This is a genomic window from Streptosporangium sp. CA-135522, from assembly GCF_050949235.1.
Taxonomy (GTDB): domain Bacteria; phylum Actinomycetota; class Actinomycetes; order Streptosporangiales; family Streptosporangiaceae; genus Streptosporangium.
This window is the reverse complement of sequence record NZ_CP192026.1, coordinates 9,349,631-9,368,165: the sequence shown is the minus strand read 5'-3', so window position 1 is coordinate 9,368,165 and position 18,535 is coordinate 9,349,631. Positions and strand designations below refer to the sequence as shown.

Below are 18,535 nucleotides of genomic sequence, written 5' to 3'. Positions count from 1 at the left end.
TGAACACTTTCGCCGGGCCGGGATCGCGACAGGGAGCCGAGCCAGAGATCTGGAAAGAGTCCGTCCATCGCCTCGGCACCCTCCAGCAGGACGGGCCGGAGCTGCTTGCGGTGGGCGGTCTCGGTGACCGTGGTGTCGCGGTGGCCGACCAGGCGGGAGATGTTCTCCGGGAACACCGGAGTCCGACAGCGGCGAGACGAAGCTGTGGCGCAACTGACGGTTCGGGCCGTCTGAGGTACGGCCAGACGTGGCAGAGGTCCATTCGGCAGGCTCCGGCCGTCATGGGATCCCACCTCGTGACAGTCGTCACGCGCGACGGGCCGCGCCACCAGCGTGCTGATCGGTGGTCTTGTCAGTAGAGGATGCTGGGCAGGTATGCCCCCGCCGGTTCATTGTAGAGGCCGATGGTCATCATGGTCATGAGTTGGGTGATCTTCAGGCCGTTGTGCAGGCCCCACTGGAGCAGCGCGCTGTTGCTCGCGGGAACGAGAATGCCAGGACCACCGAAGGTGACGGCTGCCCCGACAAGAGCCTTGATGTCGTCTGTCGTCTCCCCCACTGCGTGGGCGAAGAATGCCAGATCCGTGGCGTAACCGGTCAGGCGGCCATCGTGCTCGACAACCCGGGCTGTGCCCTGCTTGAGGGCGTCGATGACTTCTCCGCCACGGTCGGTTCCGTGGACCCGGCGGCACACCTCGTTGCAGGCGGTCAGGTCCGCGTCCGTAGCGGCTCGCACGGCATAGCCGGGAATGGGCAGCCCGATCCGAGTCGGAGATGGTCAAGGACCACGGCGTCGCTCGCGATACAGGCCGCCAGGCCGTGGCCATGCTGCGAGATGAGGGATGGGCCGTCACTCTGCCGCAGCGTGGGAGCTTCGTGGCCGACAAGGAGAACTGACCGGCGGAGAGATAGGCGGCGACGGTCCGAGGCAGGATCGGACGTTTGTAGGCGCTGATCAATAGCCGGTAAGCCGGCGCAGCGAGGGGCAAATGCCTGCTGGCCCATATCGTCGCTTCTGTAAAGTTTGGCGCCATGCGTACCCCCCATATCGCCTTGCTGACCGGGGCCCTGGCCTGTCTGATGCTTACCGGCACCGCCCACGCCGACACCGGCACGGCCGGTGCACCGGTTCCCACCGGCGCCAAGGCGCTGACCCACAACCCGCTGTACCGCAGCGGCAAGCTGATGGTGCCTTGCGGCGGCCAACCGGAGGACACCGGCAGCGTCACCGCAGCTAAAAAGCACCTAACCACGATGCTGAACTGCTTGAACGCCTCGTGGTCCGCGCAGCTGAAGAAGGCCGGTCTGCCGTTCAAGAAACCAAAGATCCGGTTCATGAGCAAGCCCAGCCACGCGTGCGGGTCGGCCTGGGGTAAGAACATCACCGGTCGTTACTGCACCGACGAGCGACAGTTGGTGATCCTGATCGACGACCAAGCCATCGAGGATCCGGCCGACCCGATAGCGCTGCACCTGATCGCGCACGAGTATGCCCATCACGTTCAGAATCTCACCGGCATGTGGACCGCCTACCAGAACAGGCCGGCTCGCACCAAGGCCCAAGCGCTGGCACAGAGCCGTCGCTTGGAGTTGCAGGCCGACTGCCTGGGCGCGGCTTTCATGGGCAGCATCTGGGCCTCGCAGGACTACCAGGACGAGGACTGGAAGGACGTCGTGGACCTCTACCGGCGCAGCGGCGATGAAAATCTCAACATGGAGCGCTATCACGGCACCGGGGAGAACCGGGTTGCCTGGCTGCAGAAGGGATTTGCCGCTGCATCCTCGGCCGCGTGCAACACCTGGACCGCACCGGCGTCCCGCGTCGCCTGACGGCCGGCTCCCCATGATGACGGGAAGCCGGCAAGGGGAACCGGCCGGCGGAGAGCTGAGTGACCAGCTGGGTGACAACGGTCACGGACGGGGCCGGACGATGAGGGATTGCCCCGCAGCTCAAGCGGCGCATAGGCCAGGCTCCAAGCCAGGGTGAAATGGCTTCGCGTCGAAGGAGCGAGGGGTTCGAATCCCCCCATCTCCACCAAGATCAAGAGCCGTTCCCGCTAGCCGGGAGCGGTCCTTTTGATCTTCTGGGTGGCTGAGAGTCGCTGACGCGATGAGCTGAGGCGGCGGCGGCAGGTCAAGGTGCAGCCGAGATCGAGGAAGGCTTCGTGGCCGCCGCCCCGGTCATCGCCGACGCCACCCCGCGGACCGGGCCCGCCGGCAGCGTGCAGACGAGCCTGAACGACCTGGTCCGCACCGGCGACTTCCCCGGCGCCCTGGCCGCGGTGCGGGGTCGTGACGGGCGGGTGCGCGACTACACCGCCGGTGCGGGAGACCTGGAGACGCGGGAGAAGGTCCCGGTCAACGGGCGGGTGCGCATCGGCAGCACCCCGCGAGACGTCAACCGTTTCCTGGGCGGGCTGCTGGGCGGCAAGCTGCTCACGCCGCCCATGCTGGAGCAGATGAAGCAGACGGTCGAGGGCCTCCGAGGGGATGCCGCCGGACCGGCGTAGTAGCTCCTGCCGACCGTCGATGCACTTGACGCAGACGCGGAGCAGGACGTCTTCTCGTCTGTGGTCCGACCATGGAGGCGCAGCGGGTAGCGGTCCGGCCGTCCACCCGTTCGCCATCGTCGGCGCGGGTGGCGACACTGGTCGGCGTTCGGTGATCCTGACAGGCGGCCTCTGCCGGCGTTTCCGGCTATCGGGCCGCTGCGCGGGTGAGGCGGCCGGCGAGTGCCAGCAGGTGCGCGTTCAACTCCGGCGGCTCGTGCACCTCGAACTCGCAGCCCAGCGCCAGCAACCGGAAGGCGAGCCAGTCCAGGGTGTCGGCGTGCGTGCGCAGCCGGCACGTCCCCTCGCCGATCTGGGCGACCTCGCCCAGGCTCCTGATCGCCTCGGTCACAGGTGCGTGGAGGGTGACGATCGCCTCATATGTGGACGCGAGCGAGTAGAGCCTCTCGGCCACGTAGGCGGCGGCGTCCTCGGCGGGCGGGTCGCGCGGCGCGATCCTGGCGCCGGTCGCGTGCAGGTCGGTGATGCGGTCGATACGGAAGATCCGCCAGTCGTCGCGGTCGCGGTCGTGTCCGAGCAGATACCACTGCCGCCCGGCCGCAACGAGACGGTGCGGGTCGACCAGGCGGGTGCTGGTGGATCCGTCATGGGCCCGGTACACGAACCGCACCCGCTCCCGGTTGGCCACGGCCGCCGCCAGGGTCGTGAGCTGCTCCGGATCGACCTCAGACCCAGGGCCGCCGGGGAGCGGGACGGTGGCGCCGCCCAGCGACCTGACCCGGTAGCGCAGCCGGGCCGGCAGCACCTGTTCCAGCTTGGCCAGGGCGCGCACCGACGCCTCCTCGATCCCCCGCACTGGATGTCGGGCCGCGGTGGACAGGCCGACGGTGATGGCCACCGCCTCCTCGTCGTCCAGCAACAGCGGCGGCATCGCGGCGCCCGCGACCAGTCGGTAGCCGCCGTCGGCCCCCATGGTGGCCTCAACCGGGTAGCCGAGGACGCGCAGGCGCTCGACGTCGCGCCGGACGGTACGGCGGCTGACGCTCAGGCGCTCGGCCAGCTCGCCGCCGGGCCACTCGCGCGGGGTCTGGAGCAGCGACAGCAGGCTGAGAAGACGTGATTCGCTCATGGATCCAAGAATGCCCTTCCATGTGGGACAGGTTCTGACCTACTTCCGAAATAGCGTTTCACGTACGAACTTCGCACTCCTGGAGGACCCTTGATTTCCAAGTTCATGCCCGAGGGCTACGCCACCGTGACGCCGTGGATCATCTCCCACGACACCGCAGGCCTGATCGACTACCTCAAGAGCGCGTTCGGCGCCGTGGAACTGGCGCGTGTGACCGACGACGAGGGCCGTATCGGCCACGCGGAGGTGCGGATCGGGGACGCGGTGGTGATGATGTTCGACGCCAAGCCCGATTGGCCGCGGACACCGGCCTTCCTGCGCCTTTACGTCCCCGACGCCGACGCCACCCACCGCCAGGCCGTCGAGGCGGGCGGCACGTCGGTCACCGAGGTCACGCACCTGTTCTTCGGCGACCGTGTCGGCCGGGTCAGGGACCCGTTCGGCAATCTGTGGTGGATCCAGACCCACATCGAGGACGTCTCCCCTGAGGAGATGGAGCGCCGCCTGAGTGACCCGGTGTTCACCAAGGCGATGGAGTACCTCCAGGGTGCCGACTTCTTCTGATGCCGGAGTCCGGTCCGCCATGCGGTGGCACGGAGGATCCAGTGGTCTCCTCGCTCTCCTCCCTCCTGGGTGACGTGCGGGTCGGCGACGCACGGGCCCGTGACGCGGCGGTCGCCGCTTCATCTGTGACGCACGGGCCCGCGACGCGGCGGTCGCCGCCTCGTCTGTGAAGACTTCTGGCCGACATGTAATGCTTCGTCAGCCTTCCTCCAAGCCCGGCATGTAACGCTTCGTCAGCCTTCCTCCAAGCAGGGGTGTATTCGGGAGGACGACGAAGGGAGCACGGCCGGTGCGCCTCAAACAGAAGGGGTCGGCGGAGATCTCCACCGACCCCGAGGCTTTCGAAGCCTTCTACCGGCGCCACGTCGAAGCGGTCACGCGATTTCTGGCCCGCCGGGTGGCCGACCCCCACACGGTCGCCGACCTGGTCGCGGAGGTCTTCATCGCGGTGCTCGACTCGGCGCACACCTACCGCCCCGGCCTGGGCAGCGAGATCGGCTGGCTGTACGGCGTGGCACGCAACACCCTGTCCGCCGAACGGCGGCGGGCGGCGCGTGAACTGCGTCTCGCCGGCCGGATCGGCGGACGCCGCCTCCTCGACGCGGACGACCTGTCGCGCATGGAGGAGCGTCTGGACGCGGAGAGCACGGCCCGGCGGGCCTTCGAGGCCATGGCCGGACTTCCGGACAGCGAGCGCGCCGTACTGGAACTGGTCGCCATCGACCAGCTCTCGGTGACGGAGGCGGCCGCCGCGCTCGGCATCCGGCAGGGGACCGCCAGGGTCCGGCTGCACCGCGCCCGCCGGTCGCTGCGCCACGTTCCCGGCGTCGTCTCGCCCACGGTCATGGAAGGACTCCGATGAACTTCGAGGAGAGATTGCTCATGGAGCTCAAGGCAGAGATCAACGAGCGGGCGGCGCGGGGGCCCGTCCGCAGGCCGATGCGCCGCCGCCTGCTGGCGGGGGTCGCGGTCGCGGGCATCGCCGCCGCGGCCGTGGTCGCCGTGCCGCTGATCACCGGGTCGGAGAGCCCGGCGTACGCGCTGACCCGCAACGGCGACGGGTCGATCACCCTGAAGATCAACGAGTTCCGGGACCCGGACCAGGTCGAAAAGGATCTCGCCGACCTGGGTGTGAAGGCCGACGTCTCTTACGTCGAGCCGGGCAAGAGGTGTGCTCCGGATCGTTTCCGCCTCATAGGGGAGCCGACCTTCACCCCTGAGGAACTGAAGAGCAAGGACCCCGCGGTCAAACGCCGGGTGTTGAAGGCGATCGACGACACGCCCTCGCGAAGGGCGTACGACACGGTGCCCGGCGGCGGCCTGAGGATCTATCCGGACAGGATCAAGCCGGAGTGGAAGGTCGTCATGGAGTTCGCCGAGAACGAGGACCAGACCTCGGGCCCGGAGAAGCCCAGAGTGCTGTGGCAGTTCTCCTTCCAGGTCACCGACGGTCCTGTCAAGCCGTGCGTGATCGTCGACGACCCGTCCTGGAACGACATCGGCGACCCGGTGAAGAACCCCGAGGCGTTCCCGCCCGCGGGTAGCTGACCCATCGGCCGGTCGCGGGGGTACGGCGGGCGCCCGCCGTACCCCCGCGACCGGTGGTCGTCCACGTCGTCCGATCGGAGGTCAGGCCTTCTCCTGCCGGGGCATGACCACCTCGCGCACGATGAGCAGGATCGCCGCCACCAGCGGGATGCCCAGCAGGGCGCCCACCACGCCCAGCAGCGCGCCGCCGAGCAGGGCGCCGACGATCGTGGCCAGCGGTGGGACGTCCACCGAGCTCCTCATCACGCTCGGCGCGATCCAGTAGTTCTCGATCTGCTGGTAGACGGTGAAGAAGACCACGCAGACGATGCCGACGGTCGGCGAGACGAAGAACCCGACCAGGGAGGCGACCCCCGCGCCGATGAAGGCGCCGACCATCGGGATGAGGTCGGTCAGGGCCACGATGAGCGCCAGCGCCAGCGCGTAGGGGACCTTCATGAGCATCAGGAAGAAGAAGGTCGTCACCCCGGCGATCAGCGAGATGATCAGGTTTCCGGCGACGTAGCCGCCGATGCTGTCGATGATCTGGTCGCCGAGCAGGCTGGCGCGGGTCCGGCGGGACCTGGGCACCAGGCGGTAGGCCATCTTCTTCAGCGAGTTCAGCGAGCCCAGGAAGTAGAGCGTCAGGACCAGGACCGTCAGCGCGTTGAAGACCGCTCCGATCAGCACCTGGCCGAAGCCGAGGACGCCGCCGAACATCTGGCTGCCGAAGTCGCCGCTCGTCACGTACTGCTGGAGCTTGTCCAGGATCTGGAAACGCTGGTCCAGGTCGCGGATCATCGGGTTGTTCTGCAGCTCCTGGACGTACTGCGGGAGCTTGGTCACGAAGTCGGTGGACTGGGTGGTGAGCGGTGGCACCACGGCCAGGCCGAAGGCGACGAAGACGGCGATGACGCCGAGGAAGACCACGGTGATCGCGACCAGGCGGGCGAGCCCGAGCTTCTGCAGCTTCTCCACGGCCGGGTTCAGGCCGATGGCGAGGAAGAGCGAGACGACGATGAGGATCAGCACCGAGCTCGCGCTCACCACGGCCTGCACCAGCCACCAGGCGGTGAGCACGCCCAGAGCGGCGGTGAAGCCGAACACGAACGGGTTGTTGCGCATCGACCGCCCGGGCCTGCCGAAGGGGAGGTCGGAGGCTGCCTCGGGCAGGGGCTCCAGCGGACGCACCGGCCCGGCCGAGGTGAGGACCGGCTCGGCTGCGGGGCCCTCGGACTCCTCTGGCTCCTCGGGGGCCGCGATGGGGCGCACGGGGCCGGCGGAGGTCAGGGCCGGTTCCGCCGTGACGGCCGAGGTCAGGGCCGGTTCCGCCGTGACGGCGGAGATGGGGGCGGGAGCGGCCGATTCGGCGCGGTCGCTGGGGATGGGCTTGGACACGGACGGCAACTGCCCGTTATATGGCGAATTAGTCCACCCTGGTTAGTCCACCCTGGTTAGTTCGCCCCGGGGGGCGGCGGCCGTCACCGGACAGGTCAACTCATGCTGACGTACTGCCGGGGTCGCAGCGCATGGCTGCGCAGCGCGGCCAGAGCGGCCGACCTGCCCGCCTGGGTGAGCCCGCCCGCGCGGCGCAGTCCGAAGGCGTCCAGGCGCCGTTCCAGCTCCGACAGCGAGGCCTCCACCTCCGCGATCTGCCACTCCTCGCAGTCGATCACCTCGGCGACGCGCTCACGGTCGGCGGGGGAGCCGTCGGCGAGCAGCATGAGCGCCACCTCCCGGGCCGGTGCCCGGAACCCGTGCTCCCCGGCCTGCGGAGCCAGCAGGGCCGCCGCCGCGGCCTCCCAGAGCTGGTCGCGGTCGTGGAGCAGGCGCTCTCCGGCCGAGGTGATCACCAGCCGCCTCCCGGCGCGGCGTAGCGCGCCCATCGGGCCCTGGGCCACCTCGCGGACCGCCGCCAGCTCCGCGCCGCTCCAGGGGCTCTCCGCGAGCACGGCGCGGGCCAGGTTGTGCCGCTGGGTCAGCGGGATGCCCCCCGGCCGGCAGCCCAGCGTCAGCAGCCACGACAGCGCGTCGAGGTGGTCACCGGCCGGAGCCGGGATCGGGGCGTGCAGGCGCACCTCGAAGGGCTGGGCGAGCTCGCGCCAGGCGGGCCCCCGGCCGAGCACCCAGCGGTTCAGTCGCTCGCCCTGGACCCGGTGGAGCCAGTTGTCCCCGCCCAGCTCGGCGCGGGGCGTGGTCAGCCAGTGGCGGGTCAGCGCCTGCCGCTCGGACGAGCCGGCGGTCAGCTCCCCGGAGACGATGGCGAGCTCCAGCGCGGCGGAGCAGGCGCCGTGCGCGCCCAGCTCCTCGGGACCCATGATCGAGCTCCAGCGCAGTTCGGGCACATCGGGCGGGAGTACTCCGGTGGCGTCGAGGGCGCTCTGGTAGGCGGCCATTCCGGCGTCCTCGCCGGAGCGGGCGTAGACGCGCATGATCTGCATGGTCGTCGAGGACGAGCAGAGCGCGGCGTAGCGCTCCAGGCCGCCCAGCCGGAACAGGCTGCCCAGCGCGCGGGCGATCGCGAGGCGGTCGCCGCCGACCTTGGTCGGCAGCGTGTACCACAGGAACTCGCAGACGTTGAGCTCGGTGATGGTCTCCAGCGGTTCGCCGCCGGTCAGCCAGTCGATCGCACTGCGGGCATGCTCGGCGTAGTCGGGCTCGGATCGCTCCAACTCGGAGAGGAGCGCGGCCACGTCCGGTGCAGGCATGCTTCGCAGTCTGCCGTATGCGGGCCTGCTCTGACGATGAACGTGACGTAATGGATCGTGCACGTCGCCTACCCTAAGGAATCAGCTCTAAGCAGCTCATATGCGTGGACGGTCAGATCCAGCCCTTCTTGAAGAGCATGCGCGAACTCCACTCCGCGTAGGGGATGACCTCGGCGGTGAGCACCGGATAGAGCCACCAGAAGTTGATGAGCGCCAGCAGCGTGAAGGCGCCGACGATCGAGGCGCCGACGATGCGGCGCGGCGGCGCGGCGCCCGCCGGGCCGATGATCAGTCCGGCGGCGAGCACGATCGCCAGGATCATGAAGGGGACCATGGGGATCGCGTAGAACAGGAACATGGTGCGCTTGTCGGCGATGGCCCAGTAGAACCAGGGCAGCCAGCCGGCGGCGTAGCCCACCAGAACGGCCCCGGCCCGCCAGTCCCGGGTGGCGACGTACCAGGCGATCATCGCGATGAGCGCGGCCAGCCCGCCGTACCAGATGATCGGGGTGCCGACCCCGAGGACCGCCTGCGAGCAGTTTCCCGTCCCGCACCCGGTCTTGGGCGTCTCGTAGAAGAAGGCCACCGGGCGCAGCAGCAGCGGCCAGCTCCAGGGCTCGGACTGGTAGTTGTGCGGGGTCGCCAGGCCGGTGTGGAAGCCGAGCACCTGGAAGTGGTAGTTCAGCCACGACCGGATGGAGTCGAAGACGAAGAAGAACGGCCCCTGGGAGGTCGCCTGGGCCCAGTTGCGGCCCCAGCCGAGCGAGGAGGCGAACCAGCCGCTCCAGGAGAGCAGGTAGGTGAGCGCCGGGACCGCCGCCATGGCCAAAAGCGCGGTGGGCAGGTCCTTGCTGGCCATTCCGCTGTAGGGTCTGCGCAGCCCGACGGCGCGGCGGGCGCCGGCGTCCCAGACGAGGGACATGACGGCGAAGGCGATCAGGAAGAAGATCCCCGACCACTTGACCGCGCACGCCGCGCCCAGGCAGAGGCCGGCGGCGATCCGCCAGGGACGCGCGCCCAGCCAGGGGCCGTGCTCGCTCAACGGCGAGGTCTCATACCAGTCGGCCAGGCGCTCGCGGGTACGGTCGCGGTCGATCACCAGGCAGGCGAAGCCGGCCAGGACGAAGAACATCAGGAAGATGTCCAGCAGCGCGGTCCGCGACAGCACCAGGTGCAGGCCCTCGACGGACAGCAACAGGCCGGCCAGGCAGCCCAGCATCGTGGAGCGGGTCATCCGGCGGGCGACCCTGGCCAGGATCAGGATCGACACCACACCGATCAGGGCTCCGGCGAACCGCCAGCCGAACGGGTTCATGCCGAAGACCTGCTCGCCGAGGCCGATCATCCACTTGCCCAGCGGCGGATGGACCACGTAGGAGGCGCACTTGTCGATCTCGGCGGGCGCGCACTGCTGCCAGATGTCGGTGTTGTTGTGCATCAGGAGCTTGTCGGCGTCCTTGACCGCGTTCTTCTCCGCACCGAACTTGATCAGCGCCCACGCGTCCTTGGCGTAGTACGTCTCGTCGAACATGACCGCGTGCGGGCGTCCCAGGTCGGTGAAGCGCAGGATCGCCCCGAACCCGGCGATCAGCAACGGTCCCAGCCAGCCCCACAGAACGCTGCCCGGCATCGCGGGCACCAGTCGGTCGCGCACGGAACCCGCCGATCCGCCGTCCGGTCGGGGCTCCGGCTGGTCGAACGCCTGGTTGGTGAAGTCGGTCACGGCCACCCGGACATCGTACGGGCCACCACACACGGTGAACCCAGGAAACACCGCCTACATGCCTAATTAGGAATTTCCTCCCGAGGTGAAACCTCACTCGGGATGGGAGCCCGTCGGGAATGGGGGAGGATGGGACCGTGACGGACAACGGCAGGCTGGTGCTGGCGGGAGCTCCGATCGGGCAGGTGGGCGACGCCTCTCCCCGGCTGCGGGAGGCGCTGGAGGCCGCCGACGTGGTGGCGGCCGAAGACACCCGCCGCCTGCGGCGGCTGGCCGGAGAGCTCGGCGCGGAGATCAGGGGCAGGGTCGTCTCCTACTACGACGCCAACGAGGCCGGCCGGGCGGCCGAGCTGCTGCAGGCACTCCAGGACGGCAGGACCGTCCTGATCATCACCGACGCCGGTATGCCCGGCGTCTCCGATCCCGGCTACCGCCTGACCCACCTGGCCGTCGAGGCGGGGATCACGGTGACCTCGCTGCCCGGCCCGTCCGCGGTCACCACCGCGCTGGCCGTCTCCGGGCTGCCCAGTGACCGGTTCTGCTTCGAGGGCTTCCTGCCGCGCAAGGCCGGTGAGCGGGCCCGCAGGCTGGACGCCCTGGCCGGAGAGGAGCGCACGATGGTGTTCTTCGAGGCACCGCACCGGCTGCAGGTCGCCCTGGAGGCGATGGCGGAGGCGCTCGGCGCCGAGCGCCCCGCGGCGGTCTGCCGGGAGCTCACCAAGACCTACGAGGAAGTACGGCGCGGCGGCCTGGGCGAGCTGGCCGGATGGGCGGCCGGCGGGGTCAAGGGGGAGATCACCGTGGTCGTCGCCGGGCATGCCCCGGAGAGCCTGCCGCCGGTCATCGAGGACCTGGTGGCCGAGGTCGCACGCCGCGAGGAGACGGGGGTGCCCAAGAAGCAGGCGATCGTCGACGTGGCCAAGTCGGCGGGGATCCCCAAACGCGATCTCTATGACGCGGTCCATCGCGGCTGACCGGAAGTGATCTTCATTACGCCGCTCATCAAGGTCGATTTATCTCCATAATTTTCTAAATGGGATCAACGCGAAGTCGGCTGTCACCGCCCATGCCGGGCAGCGTTCTGTGGGGCTGGCTGGGACCGTTGCTGATCGCCGGGTTCGGGGCGATCCTGCGCTTCACCGACCTGGGACGCCCGCACGCGGTCGTGTTCGACGAGACGTACTACGCCAAGGACGCGTTCGCGCTGATCACCTACGGCGTTGAGCGGGCCTCTCTCGGAAACACCGACGACCCGATCGCCGACCGGATGCTCATAGCCGGCGACACCGACATCTGGGTCGGCTGCACCCCGCCCGAGGCCGACCCCTGCCCGCTGTACGTGGCCCATCCGCCGCTGGGCAAGTGGATGATCGGCCTCGGCGAGCAGGTCTTCGGCATGAACCCGTTCGGCTGGCGGTTCGCCGGAGCCCTGATCGGTGTGGTGTCGATCCTGATCCTGGCCAGGGTCGCCCGCCGGATGACCCGCTCCACGATGCTGGGCTGCCTGGCCGGCCTGTTGCTGTCCGTCGAGGGCCTGCACCTGGTGCTGTCGCGGACCGCGCTGCTGGACATCTTCCTGATGTTCTTCGTCCTGGCCGGCTTCGCCTGCCTGGTGATCGACCGCGACCGTACCCGCGAGCGCCTGGCCGACTGGTATGAGACCTCGCCGTTGAGCGAGCACGGCCCCTGGCTGGGCGCGCGTCCCTGGCGGATCGCCGCCGGCCTCTGCCTGGGCGCGGCGTGCGCGGTCAAGTGGTCGGGGATCTTCTTCCTGATCGCCTTCGCCGTCATGTCCCTCGTCTGGGACGCCGGCGCCCGCCGCGCCGTCGGGCTGCGCAGACCCTACAGCGGAATGCTCGACAAGGACCTGCCCACCGCGCTTTTGGCCATGGCGGCGGTCCCGGCGCTCACCTACCTGCTCTCCTGGAGCGGCTGGTTCGCCTCCTCGCTCGGCTGGGGCCGCAACTGGGCCCAGGCGACCTCCCAGGGGCCCGCCTACTTCGTCTTCGACTCGCTGCGCTCCTGGCTGTCGTATCAGGTGCAGGTCCTCGGCTTCCACACCGGCCTGACGGACGGGCACGACTACCGGTCCGAGCCCTGGAGCTGGCCGCTGCTGCTGCGCCCGGTGGCCTTCTTCTCCGAGCCGTCCGCGACCGGGTGCGGGACGGCGAAGTGTGCCCGGGAGGTGCTCGGGGTCGGCACCCCGATCATCTGGTACGGCGGGCTGGCCGCGCTCATCGCGATGATCGCCTGGTACGTCGCCACCCGGGACTGGCGGGCCGGGGCCGTTCTGGTGGGCTACGCCGCCGGCTGGCTGCCCTGGTTCTACTGGGCCATCGCCGACAAGCGCACCATGTTCCTGTTCTACGCGATCCCCATGGTCCCCTTCATGATCCTCGCGCTGACCCTGGCCGCCGGACTGATCATCGGCAAGGCGGACGCCACGCCCAACCGCCGGGCGGTGGGGGCCGCGTTCGCCGGCGCCTTCGCGATCCTCGCCCTGGTCAACTTCGCGTGGCTCCGTCCGGTGCTCGTCGCCGAGATCATTCCGCAGTCGCAGTGGTGGGCGCGGATGCTTTTCTCCCGGTGGGTCTAGCGGCGGGTCCAGCGATGGATCCAGCGGCGGGTTCAGCGGCCCCGCGCCGAAGGGGAACCCCGTGGCGCAGGGAGATCGCGGCGGCCAGGCAGGCCAGCGGCACCGCGGGCAGCAGGTAGCGGTAGTCGAACTCGGCGGTCGCGGCCGGCGCCAGGATGAGTCCGAAGGCGGCCAGCCACGGCAGGAGCACCGGGCCGCCCAGCCTGCGCCAGCGCACCGCCACCCCGACCAGGCCGATCAGCAGCAGGACGCCGTTGACGATGCCGGGCAGCCGGACGATCCCCATGTAGCCCTGCATGAAGGAGGCCCACGGGTCGTGCAGGCGGGTGCCGATCACCCTCATCCTGCCGTCGATCATCGAGGTCGGCAGGCTCGGGTCGTACGCGCGCGCGTCGCCGTCGCTGGTGCCTCTGTAGGAGGGCCAGTTCGGCAGGACCTTGCCGACGGGCAGGAACTCGTACTGCAGGTAGGTGGCGTAGTCGGGAAAACGCGGCCGGCCCCAGTGGAAGGCGCGGAAGAAGTCGAGGGCCACCTTGCCGAGGTAGTCGCCGGGCTGGGAGAGGATGGCCCGCTTGGCGAACACCCCGGCGACCTGGTTCATCTGCGGGGTGAACGTGCTGCCCGTGCCGAAGAAATGGAAGCGCTGGCCGTCCTTGGACCACCACAGGTAGTTCTGACCGGAGAAGCTGCGCTTGTCCGGCGGGACGCTGATGCACAGCAGCGCGAGCTCTAGCTCCTTGCGGGGATCGACCCCCATCTTCGTGCAGTCGGCGAACAGCGCGGTCCGCATGTAGAGGATCGCCCCGTCGCTGTTGGTCATCGCGAAGTTGCCGTGGGCCGAGGCGAACCAGCCCATGTAGCCCAGCACCGGGATCGCGCACGCCGTGATCATGGCCGCGATCGGCTTCCAGCCGGTGCGCTTGACCAGCAGGTAGACCACGACCAGCCCGAGGATCGGCAGGCCGATCGACCGGGTCAGGGCGGTGAGCGCGAGCAGCAGGCCGATCACCGCCCCCATCCGCCACGACACCTTCCGGTGCCACAGCACCAGCGTCACGACGCCCACGACCAGCAGCATGAACATCGTGTCGGACATGACCAGGTGTTCGAGCTGGATCTGGTAGGCGTCGAACAGCACCGGCAGCGTGGCCAGCGTCGCCCCCCAGCCGGGCAGCCCGAACCTCCGGCGCAGCAGCATGTAGATCAGCACCGCGATGGCCAGGCCCATCAGGTGCTGGCTGAAGGTCACCAGGCTGAAACTGTGGAAGGGGCGCAGCAGGAGCAGCCAGAAGGAGTAACCGTTCGGGCGCAGGGCACTGGGTCTGTCGGGGTTGACCGCCCCCGAGACGTATTCGTAGGAGTCGTTGAACCACAGCGCCGGGCCGTAGCCGAGCATGGTGACCACACGCAGCGCGAACGCCAGTGAGAGTGCGGCCACGAAGAGGTGGTGGCGGCGTAGGAACGCCCACAGACGCCCGGTCCAGCCTGTCGAAGGCGCGTCCGGACGTGCTCGTTCGGCGACGGTCACCATGCATTACAGGATGCCAGTCGTTTCATGGAGTTGACCCGCGCGGTGGTCGATAGAGGGCATCATGATGAGATTGGCCTGTGCCGTATACGAAGGGTTGAGACGTGGAACTGACCGTGGTGATGCCTTGTTTGAATGAGGCGGAGACCGTGGAAACCTGCGTACGCAAGGCACTGGCCTGCATGCGGGAACACGGGATCGACGGGGAAGTGCTGATCGCCGACAACGGCAGCACCGACGGCTCGCAGCAGCTCGCGCGAGACGCCGGGGCCCGGGTGGTGCACGTGGACGCCAAGGGGTACGGAAACGCTCTGATGGGCGGCATCCGGGCGGCTCGTGGCAAGTACGTCATCATGGGCGACGCCGACGACTCCTACGACTTCACCGCGCTGCTGCCGTTCGTCGAGCAGTTGCGCGACGGGGCCGACCTGGTGATGGGCAACCGGTTCAAGGGCGGCATCGCGCCGGGCGCCATGCCCCCGCTGCACCGCTACCTCGGCAACCCGGTGCTGTCCTTCATCGGCCGGCTGTTCTTCCCCAGCGCGATCGGCGACTTCCACTGCGGCCTGCGCGGCTTCCGCCGTGACTCCATCATCAAGCTCGGTCTGCAGACCGGCGGCATGGAGTTCGCCAGCGAGATGGTGGTGCGTTCGACGCTGTCCGGGCTGGACGTGCGCGAGGTGGCCACCACGCTGTCGCCCGACGGCCGCTCGCGCCCGCCGCACCTGCGCTCCTGGCGCGACGGCTGGCGCCACCTGCGCTTCCTGATGCTCTACAGCCCGCGCTGGCTGTTCCTCATCCCGGGCATGGTCCTGATGACCATCGGCCTGGGCGCGGGCGCCACCCTGACCTTCGGCCCGGTCTACATCGGCAAGCTCGGCTTCGACGTCGACACCCTGGTCGGCGCCTCGGCCGCGCTGGTGATCGGCTTCCAGGCGGTGCTGTTCGCGGTGTTCACCAAGGTGTACGCGGCCGAGGAGGGGTTCCTGCCGGAGGACAGGCGGGTGCGCAAACTCGTCGACATCGTGACCCTGGAGAAGGGCCTGGTCGTCGGCGGCCTGCTGGCCCTGGCAGGTCTCGGTGGCCTGGTCGCCTCGCTGGTCCACTGGCAGACGCGTAGTTTCGGCACGCTGATCCCGTCCGAGTCGCTGCGTCTGGTCGTGCCCTCCGCCACCGCGCTGATCATGAGCTTCCAGACCATCTTCGCGGCGCTGTTCGTCAGCATCCTGGGCATTCGCCGGACCAAGGAGACGCCCATCGACGTGGCCGCCTCCGCCGCCGAGGAGGCCGCCGAGGCCGTGACCCGGCAGAGCGCCGAAGAGGTCGCCGAGACCGGAACCCGGCAGAACGCCGAGGAGAGCGCCGAGACCGGAACCCGGGAGAGCACCAAGGCCTGAGCCCGCGTCCCTTAGGCTTGGCATCATGTCCCAGCACATCTTGACCGCGGTCGCGTGGCCTTACGCCAACGGCCCCCGCCACATCGGGCACGTCTCCGGATTCGGCGTGCCGTCCGACATGTTCAGCCGCTACCAGCGGATGGTGGGCAACAAGGTCCTGATGGTCAGCGGGACCGATGAGCACGGCACCCCCATCCAGGTGCAGGCCGACAAGGAGGGTGTCAGCGCCCGCGAGCTCGCCGACCGCTACAACCGGGTGATCGTCGAGGACCTCCAGGCGCTGGGGCTCTCCTACGACCTGTTCACCCGGACCACGACCGACAACCACTACGCCGTGGTCCAGGAGGTCTTCAAGGGCCTTCACGCCAACGGCTACATCTTCCCCAAGACCACGATGGGCGCGATCTCGCCGTCCACCGGTCGCACCCTGCCCGACCGCTACATCGAGGGCACCTGCCCGATCTGCCACTACGACGGCGCCCGCGGCGACCAGTGCGACAACTGCGGCAACCAGCTCGACCCGATCCAGCTGATCAACCCGGTCAGCAAGATCAACGGTGAGACGCCGATCTTCGTCGAGACCGAGCACTTCATGCTCGACCTGCCCGCCTTCGCCGAGGTGCTGGGGTCCTGGATGCGGTCGAAGCAGGGCGAGTGGCGGCCGAACGTGCTGAAGTTCGCCCTCAACCTCCTGGACGACCTGCAGCCCCGCGCGATGAGCCGCGACCTCGACTGGGGCGTGCCGATCCCGCTGGAGGGCTGGAGCGACCAGCCCAACAAGCGGCTCTACGTCTGGTTCGACGCCGTCGTCGGCTATCTCAGCGCCTCCATCGAGTGGGCCCGCCGCTCCGGCGACCCGGAGGCCTGGCGGCAGTGGTGGCAGAACCCCGACGCCCGTGGTCACTACTTCATGGGCAAGGACAACATCGTCTTCCACGCGGAGATCTGGCCGGCGCTGCTGCTCGGCTACAACGGCCAGGGCGCCCGCGACGGCAGCCCCGGCTCGCTGGGCACGCTGGACCTGCCGTCCGAGGTCGTCTCCAGCGAGTTCCTCACCATGGAGGGGCGCAAGTTCTCCTCCTCCCGTCAGGTCGTCATCTACGTTCGTGACTTCCTGGCCCGCTACGACGCCGACGCGCTGCGCTACTACATCGCGGTGGCCGGCCCGGAGAACCAGGACACCGACTTCACCTGGTCGGAGTTCCTCAACCGCAACAACGGCGAGCTGGTGGCGGCCTGGGGCAACCTGGTCAACCGCTCGATCTCGATGGCCGCCAAGAACTTCGGCGTCATCCCCGAGGCGGGCGAGTTCACCGACGCCGACCGGGCGATGCTGGAGCGCAGCCGCGCCGCCTTCCCGAAGGTCGGCGCCGAGTTCGCCGCCTCCCGATTCAAGAACGCGACGAACGAGGCGTTCGAGGTCATCCGCGAGGCCAACAGATACCTGGCCGAGCAGGAGCCCTGGAAGATCAAGGACGACCCCGAGCGGGTCAAGACCATCCTCCACGTGGCCCTGCAGGTCGTCGACGACGCCAAGACCCTGCTCACCCCGGTCCTGCCCGGCTCCTCCAACAAGATCTACGCGATGCTCGGCGGCACCGGCGTGTGGTCGGGGATGCCGGAGATCCACGAGGTCGAGGAGGGCGACCGGAGCTACCCGATCATCACCGGCTCCTACGAGGGCGCCGCCCGCTGGGAGCCCATGCCGATCAAGGCCGGCACCCCGCTCGCGCCACCGACCCCGCTGTTCACCAAGCTCGACCCGAAGATCGTCGAAGAGGAGCTCGCCCGCCTGGGCGAGTGACGCCTCCCCGGTACGGCCCACGCCCGGCGCGGGCCGTACCGGCTCCTCGGTAGGTTGGACGGCGTGAGCACGACGAAGCTTCCCGCAGCCCCTGACCCCCTGGCCACCGAGGTGTTCGACAGCCACTGTCACCTGGACATCATGGTGGGCAACCGCCAGGCGTCCTCGGGAGATCCGGTCGCCCAGGCCGCCCAGGCGGCGCAGGCGAGCGTCGAGGGGATCCTCCGGGAGGCTCGTTCGGTCGGCGTGACGCGGCTCGTCACGATCGGCTACGACCTGCCGTCCTCGCGCTGGAACGCCGACACGGCGCGGTTGCACGACGACGTCTACGCCGGGGTGGCGATCCATCCCAACGAGGCGCACGCCTCGACGCCGGAGGTCCTCACCGAGATCGAGGAGCTGGCCCGGCTTCCCCACGTCCGGGCGGTGGGGGAGACCGGGCTCGACTACTACCGCGACTGGGCGTCCAAGGACGATCAGCACGCCAGCTTCCGGGCGCACATCGAGATCGCCAAGCGGACCGGCAAGGCCCTGGTGATCCACGACCGCGAGGCCCATGACGACGTGCTGCGCGTGCTGGCCGATCAGGGGGCCCCGGAGGTCGTGGTCTTCCACAGCTTCTCCGGCGACGCCGAGATGGCGAAGAAGTGCGTCGAGGCCGGCTACTTCATGTCCTTCTCCGGCCCGGTCACCTACAAGAACGCCGCCTACCTCCGCGAGGCCGCGGCGATCGCGCCCAGCGAGCTGATGCTCGTCGAGACGGACGCGCCCTATCTCCCGCCGACACCGCATCGGGGCAAGCCCAACGCGCCCTACCTGCTGCCCCTGACGCTGCGTTGCCTGGCCGAGGTCAAGGGGATGGAGGCGGCCGAGCTCGCCGCCGTCATCACCGCGAACGGGGAGACCGTCTTCGGCTCCTGGTGACCGCCTCCGGGCCGGTCCGGCGCCGCCCGGCTTCCCCTTTCCATCGGCTCGTCCGGTCCGGCGTCGTCCGGCTTTCCCTTTCCATCGGCTCGTCCGGTCCGGCGCCGCCCGGCTCGTCCGGTCCG

At 69.3% G+C, this 18,535-nt stretch carries 16 protein-coding genes; 10 read left to right on the top strand and 6 right to left on the bottom strand.

The annotated features are described in order from the left end of the window. Nucleotides 1-352: 352 nt before the first annotated feature. On the bottom strand, nucleotides 353-736 hold the full coding sequence (locus ACQPYK_RS44030) for a hypothetical protein (protein ID WP_433245771.1): 384 nt from the start codon (nucleotides 734-736) through the stop codon (nucleotides 353-355). 296 nt (nucleotides 737-1,032) lie between these two features. Here ACQPYK_RS44030 and ACQPYK_RS44025 point away from each other — a divergent pair, with 296 nt between their 5' ends. Together ACQPYK_RS44025 and ACQPYK_RS44020 are read left to right on the top strand one after the other, a co-directional pair. Further along, the gene (locus tag ACQPYK_RS44025) at nucleotides 1,033-1,830 is read left to right on the top strand and encodes a neutral zinc metallopeptidase (RefSeq protein ID WP_433245768.1); all 798 of its coding nucleotides are present in this window, start codon (nucleotides 1,033-1,035) and stop codon (nucleotides 1,828-1,830) included. A 335-nt stretch (nucleotides 1,831-2,165) separates the two neighbouring features. Next, nucleotides 2,166-2,510, top strand: coding sequence for a hypothetical protein (locus tag ACQPYK_RS44020; RefSeq protein WP_433245765.1), 345 nt, complete (start codon nucleotides 2,166-2,168; stop codon nucleotides 2,508-2,510). Between the two features lie 187 nt (nucleotides 2,511-2,697). Here the strand turns inward: ACQPYK_RS44020 and ACQPYK_RS44015 are convergent, their stop codons facing one another. Beyond that, nucleotides 2,698-3,639: a helix-turn-helix transcriptional regulator gene (locus ACQPYK_RS44015; protein ID WP_433245762.1), complete on the bottom strand. Its 942-nt coding sequence runs from the start codon at nucleotides 3,637-3,639 to the stop codon at nucleotides 2,698-2,700. A 90-nt stretch (nucleotides 3,640-3,729) separates the two neighbouring features. Here ACQPYK_RS44015 and ACQPYK_RS44010 point away from each other — a divergent pair, with 90 nt between their 5' ends. The 3 genes from ACQPYK_RS44010 to ACQPYK_RS44000 all read left to right on the top strand — a co-directional run bounded on the left by ACQPYK_RS44010 (nucleotide 3,730) and on the right by ACQPYK_RS44000 (nucleotide 5,751). Continuing rightward, on the top strand, nucleotides 3,730-4,203 hold the full coding sequence (locus ACQPYK_RS44010; protein ID WP_433245759.1) for a VOC family protein: 474 nt from the start codon (nucleotides 3,730-3,732) through the stop codon (nucleotides 4,201-4,203). A 289-nt stretch (nucleotides 4,204-4,492) separates the two neighbouring features. Further along, the gene (locus ACQPYK_RS44005) at nucleotides 4,493-5,065 is read left to right on the top strand and encodes an RNA polymerase sigma factor (protein ID WP_433245756.1); all 573 of its coding nucleotides are present in this window, start codon (nucleotides 4,493-4,495) and stop codon (nucleotides 5,063-5,065) included. Nucleotides 5,066-5,085: 20 nt separating this feature from the next. Further along, a complete protein-coding gene (locus ACQPYK_RS44000; RefSeq protein ID WP_433245753.1) occupies nucleotides 5,086-5,751 on the top strand; it encodes a hypothetical protein in 666 nt (221 codons plus the stop codon). 81 nt (nucleotides 5,752-5,832) lie between these two features. Here ACQPYK_RS44000 and ACQPYK_RS43995 read toward each other — a convergent pair whose 3' ends face one another. From ACQPYK_RS43995 to ACQPYK_RS43985, 3 genes are all read right to left on the bottom strand, one after another. Next, nucleotides 5,833-7,128, bottom strand: a complete 1,296-nt coding sequence (locus tag ACQPYK_RS43995; RefSeq protein ID WP_433245750.1) for an AI-2E family transporter — start codon at nucleotides 7,126-7,128, stop codon at nucleotides 5,833-5,835. Between the two features lie 95 nt (nucleotides 7,129-7,223). Continuing rightward, on the bottom strand, nucleotides 7,224-8,438 hold the full coding sequence (locus tag ACQPYK_RS43990) for a hypothetical protein (protein WP_433245747.1): 1,215 nt from the start codon (nucleotides 8,436-8,438) through the stop codon (nucleotides 7,224-7,226). Between the two features lie 112 nt (nucleotides 8,439-8,550). Continuing rightward, nucleotides 8,551-10,068, bottom strand: a complete 1,518-nt coding sequence (locus ACQPYK_RS43985; protein ID WP_433259096.1) for a dolichyl-phosphate-mannose--protein mannosyltransferase — start codon at nucleotides 10,066-10,068, stop codon at nucleotides 8,551-8,553. 212 nt (nucleotides 10,069-10,280) lie between these two features. On the opposite strand from ACQPYK_RS43985, the gene rsmI reads away from it, so the two are divergent. Both rsmI and ACQPYK_RS43975 read left to right on the top strand, forming a co-directional pair. Beyond that, complete coding sequence (gene rsmI / locus ACQPYK_RS43980; protein ID WP_433245745.1) at nucleotides 10,281-11,135, top strand: 16S rRNA (cytidine(1402)-2'-O)-methyltransferase; 855 nt, start codon at nucleotides 10,281-10,283, stop codon at nucleotides 11,133-11,135. Between the two features lie 59 nt (nucleotides 11,136-11,194). Then, the gene (locus tag ACQPYK_RS43975; RefSeq protein WP_433245742.1) at nucleotides 11,195-12,757 is read left to right on the top strand and encodes a dolichyl-phosphate-mannose--protein mannosyltransferase; all 1,563 of its coding nucleotides are present in this window, start codon (nucleotides 11,195-11,197) and stop codon (nucleotides 12,755-12,757) included. On the opposite strand, the gene ACQPYK_RS43970 is transcribed toward ACQPYK_RS43975, so the two are convergent. Continuing rightward, entirely contained in the window at nucleotides 12,705-14,288 is a 1,584-nt protein-coding gene (locus ACQPYK_RS43970; protein ID WP_433245739.1) for a hypothetical protein, read from the bottom strand. The two genes, ACQPYK_RS43975 and ACQPYK_RS43970, sit on opposite strands and share 53 nt — an antisense overlap. Nucleotides 14,289-14,389: 101 nt before the next feature. Between ACQPYK_RS43970 and ACQPYK_RS43965 the strand changes: the two genes are divergently transcribed. From ACQPYK_RS43965 to ACQPYK_RS43955, 3 genes are all read left to right on the top strand, one after another. Next, complete coding sequence (locus ACQPYK_RS43965) at nucleotides 14,390-15,682, top strand: glycosyltransferase (RefSeq protein WP_433245736.1); 1,293 nt, start codon at nucleotides 14,390-14,392, stop codon at nucleotides 15,680-15,682. Between the two features lie 25 nt (nucleotides 15,683-15,707). Continuing rightward, nucleotides 15,708-17,486, top strand: coding sequence for a methionine--tRNA ligase (gene metG, locus ACQPYK_RS43960; protein ID WP_433245733.1), 1,779 nt, complete (start codon nucleotides 15,708-15,710; stop codon nucleotides 17,484-17,486). 63 nt (nucleotides 17,487-17,549) lie between these two features. Then, nucleotides 17,550-18,410, top strand: a complete 861-nt coding sequence (locus tag ACQPYK_RS43955; protein ID WP_433245730.1) for a TatD family hydrolase — start codon at nucleotides 17,550-17,552, stop codon at nucleotides 18,408-18,410. Nucleotides 18,411-18,535: the final 125 nt, after the last annotated feature.

What these genes read in the sequence shown, in the direction of transcription:
- metG (WP_433245733.1), top strand. Translation starts at nt 15,708, where the DNA reads ATGTCCCAGCACATCTTGACCGCGGTCGCGTGGCCTTACGCCAACGGC.
- ACQPYK_RS44025 (WP_433245768.1), top strand. Translation starts at nt 1,033, where the DNA reads ATGCGTACCCCCCATATCGCCTTGCTGACCGGGGCCCTGGCCTGTCTG.
- ACQPYK_RS43990 (WP_433245747.1), bottom strand. Translation starts at nt 8,438, where the DNA reads ATGCCTGCACCGGACGTGGCCGCGCTCCTCTCCGAGTTGGAGCGATCC.
- ACQPYK_RS44015 (WP_433245762.1), bottom strand. Translation starts at nt 3,639, where the DNA reads ATGAGCGAATCACGTCTTCTCAGCCTGCTGTCGCTGCTCCAGACCCCG.
- ACQPYK_RS43975 (WP_433245742.1), top strand. Translation starts at nt 11,195, where the DNA reads ATGGGATCAACGCGAAGTCGGCTGTCACCGCCCATGCCGGGCAGCGTT.
- ACQPYK_RS43985 (WP_433259096.1), bottom strand. Translation starts at nt 10,068, where the DNA reads ATGCCGGGCAGCGTTCTGTGGGGCTGGCTGGGACCGTTGCTGATCGCC.
- rsmI (WP_433245745.1), top strand. Translation starts at nt 10,281, where the DNA reads ATGGGGGAGGATGGGACCGTGACGGACAACGGCAGGCTGGTGCTGGCG.
- ACQPYK_RS44000 (WP_433245753.1), top strand. Translation starts at nt 5,086, where the DNA reads ATGGAGCTCAAGGCAGAGATCAACGAGCGGGCGGCGCGGGGGCCCGTC.
- ACQPYK_RS43970 (WP_433245739.1), bottom strand. Translation starts at nt 14,288, where the DNA reads ATGGTGACCGTCGCCGAACGAGCACGTCCGGACGCGCCTTCGACAGGC.